Origin of the sequence: Rhodoferax sp. (assembly GCF_014859475.1) — a bacterium.
Lineage (GTDB): Bacteria > Pseudomonadota > Gammaproteobacteria > Burkholderiales > Burkholderiaceae_C > Rhodoferax.
This window is the reverse complement of record NZ_JACUUE010000259.1, coordinates 1-2,926: the sequence shown is the minus strand read 5'-3', so window position 1 is coordinate 2,926 and position 2,926 is coordinate 1. Positions and strand designations below refer to the sequence as shown.

At 56.6% G+C, this 2,926-nt stretch carries 4 protein-coding genes; 1 reads left to right on the top strand and 3 read right to left on the bottom strand.

Annotation, left to right across the window (positions count from 1 at the left end; translation table 11 throughout):
* Positions 1 to 234: PDZ domain-containing protein (locus IBX54_RS14030; RefSeq protein WP_296543276.1), on the top strand; the 234-nt coding region annotated here is incomplete at its 5' end.
* Positions 235 to 305: 71 nt separating this feature from the next.
* Here IBX54_RS14030 and IBX54_RS14025 read toward each other — a convergent pair.
* The 3 genes from IBX54_RS14025 to rpmB all read right to left on the bottom strand — a co-directional run bounded on the left by IBX54_RS14025 (position 306) and on the right by rpmB (position 2,486).
* Positions 306 to 917: a methyltransferase domain-containing protein gene (locus tag IBX54_RS14025; RefSeq protein WP_296543275.1), complete on the bottom strand. Its 612-nt coding sequence runs from the start codon at positions 915 to 917 to the stop codon at positions 306 to 308.
* Between the two features lie 1,142 nt (positions 918 to 2,059).
* Positions 2,060 to 2,230, bottom strand: coding sequence for a 50S ribosomal protein L33 (rpmG, locus tag IBX54_RS14020; protein ID WP_180131837.1), 171 nt, complete (start codon positions 2,228 to 2,230; stop codon positions 2,060 to 2,062).
* A 22-nt stretch (positions 2,231 to 2,252) separates the two neighbouring features.
* Entirely contained in the window at positions 2,253 to 2,486 is a 234-nt protein-coding gene (gene rpmB, locus IBX54_RS14015; protein WP_296543274.1) for a 50S ribosomal protein L28, read from the bottom strand.
* Between the last annotated feature and the right edge of the window lie 440 nt (positions 2,487 to 2,926).

The window sequence follows — 2,926 nt, the reverse complement described above, 5'->3', positions numbered from 1 at the left end:
GTGGTCATCGACAAGGTGGTGCCGGGCTCACCCGCAGCGCAGGTTGGCCTGATGCCGGGCGATGTCTTTGTTTCTCTCGACAATTTCCCCGTGGATGAGCAGGGTGATGTGAGCATCGTGATCGGCGGCAAGAAGCCGGGCGATAGCGTCGCGGTAAAGGTGCGCCGCGCCGGTCAGGAGATGCTATTTGAGCCGCTGCTTGCCGCGCAGTCAGCGCATCCGGCAAAGCCTTGAGCCAGACGGGCCTGAACCACGTAGTTTTGTCTTGCTCCCTCGTCCTTTGGGGGACGGCGTCAAGACATATCTCAGCGGCGCACCAGGCGCAGCGCGAGTTCGTGTGACAGCTTGGGGTGATCCACCTTGACGTAGGGCGGCTTGGGCCAGGCCCAGGCCTTCTCGGTGAACAAGGCGCGCATGGCATTGATGTCGCAGTGGTAGGGCGGCCCGTGGATGACGCCCTGCTCGCTGGCTGCCGGGCGCAGCATCTGCATGTACAGCACCCACAGGCTGCCCGCAGACTTGAGCCACCGGTGCAGTTGCTGTGTGTAGTCCAGCCAGTGCTCGGGGTGAATGGCGCACAGGCAGGTTTGCTCGTAGATGGCATCGAACGGGTGCTGCGGCTGGTAGCTCAGCACGTCAGCCTGAACCACTTCCGCCGTGAGCCGCTGCGCCTGCAGCAGCGCGCGCGTTTTGGCCACCGCGGCGGCGGTGTAGTCAACGCCGGTGACGTCGAAGCCGCGCCGCGCCAGCTCGGCCACTTCCCAGCCTGTGCCGCAACCTGGCACCGCGATGCGGCAGGGCAGCAACTCGCCAGCGTCGAGCCAAGCCAGCAGCTGCGGGCTGGGGCTGCCGCGGTCCCAGCTGGTTTCATGGTTGTCGAAGCGCTGCTGCCAAAAATCAACGGTCGGACCTGCCACCTGGTTTGCTTTCTGAGGGTGGATGAAGCCTGCATTATGTCTCAAGCCGGATGCTTCATTTACACTTTGCGGATCAGGTCGGCATAAACCGGTCCTGTACACGCTAGGGGTGCTGATGTTCGTGCGTGGAAAACCGTTCGATGCAAGTCATGTCAGCGTAAAACCTGGCACTTTGAGGACCGCCATGATGGCGGCTTGATGCACACCAGAATATTTTTTATGGGTATCAGCAAGACGTGAAAGTGAAGATGCAATAAACAGGTCAGACCGGCAGCGGGCAAGCTCGACTAACTTGCAGTGGCAAAAGCGCATGCGCAACACCACGGTTCATGAATGGAGCCCCGCTGAGCGGTTCGTATCTGGGTCCGAACTGGCTGTTCCGGTGCAACAAGGCCGTCTGTAGATGTGCAGTCTGTTCCTCGTTTTAGCGCAGCTTCTGTTCACACGAATGCAAAATACTGTTGATCAGGAAAATGCAAATCCATCCTTGACTTATCGGGAAGTCCCTGTAGCAAGTTAGGGCTGATTTTCGATGTCCCCAAACAAAGGCTATCAGCGGTTGATTGTCAGCTGCGCAGTGGGGGGCGCTCGATTGCCCGTCCCAATGAACTTTAGTCCAAACCAAATGGGCAGTTGAAAAACGAGTTGGAAAACCGACACCCAAAAGACGGAGAACATGATGACCAATAAACGCGACATTTTTGCTGAAGTCACAGAAGGTTTTTAGGCGCTCAAATCTGAACGCGAGGGCAAGCTAACGCTGCGCAACTTCAAGGTTGAAAGCAAACCAGCGCCGGTGCTGCTGCCGCAAGATGTGATCCAGGTGCGAGAACAATGGCGCTTGTCGCGCCCGGTGTTTGCGCATTACCTGCGCACTGTCGCCTATCCTGGCGAAATTTGGTTGACGTCGAGTTAACGTCTTTCGACGTTTCAGGTGGTCTGAACTATAGCCCAGTGGATCATGCACCACAATGTCTGCTCCCGCTGCGGACTTGACCCACGAAAGTACCGCGTGGCTGACCGCAACGGGTCTTCTGCCGGCATCCGCTTTACAACATTTCCCGAGTCAACAATCTGGCAAAAACTTTGGTAACAAAAAAGCCCGCTTGATGCGGGCTTTTTTGTGAATCAGGAAAACCGAATTACTTCAGTTTCATTTCCTTGTAATCCACGTGCTTGCGAGCTTTGGGATCAAATTTCTTGATCAGCAATTTCTCGGGAGTGGTCTTCTTGTTTTTGTCAGTCGTGTAGAAGTGACCGGTGCCGGCTGTCGATTCCAGCTTGATTTTTTCGCGTCCGCCTTTGGTTGCCATGATGTTCTTTCAGTAAAAGGTTTCAGGCCTGACCACGGGCGCGCAAATCTGCGAGCACAGCGTCAATGCCATTTTTGTCGATCAAACGCAGACCGGCGTTGGAGATGCGCAGGCGCACCCAGCGGTTTTCTGACTCGACCCAGAAACGGCGGTATTGCAGGTTCGGCAGGAACCGGCGTTTGGTTCTGTTGTTGGCGTGGGAAACCTTGTTCCCGACCATCGGGCCTTTGCCCGTGACTTCACATACGCGTGCCATGTGGACACTCCGATACTTTTAAACGGCCCTGACTGACGCCAGAGGCCTCACCTCGCCAAGAATAGGGTGGCGGTAACCCGAATGCCGCCAGAATCCCTCACGGGATAAGCAACAAAGCCGGAGATTATAGCCCGGCTTTGAAAAATTATTCGTCATTGCGAGAAGCGTAGCGACGTGGCAATCCATGAAGTTCAGGGTCATGGATTGCCGCGCTACGCTTTCCATGAACAGTCCCGTCGTTGCACAAATGGCCGTCATTGCGAACGCAGTGAAGCAATCTATGCAGTCGGAAGTCATGGATCGCCGCGCTTCGCTCGCGATGACGGTTCAAGGTCCGTGTGCGGTATCGAGCCGGATACGGGGGGCTCGCAGTGACGAAGTCTCTGTTCAAGGTCCGTGTGCGGTATCGGGCCGGGTACGGATGGCTCGCAATGACTGTG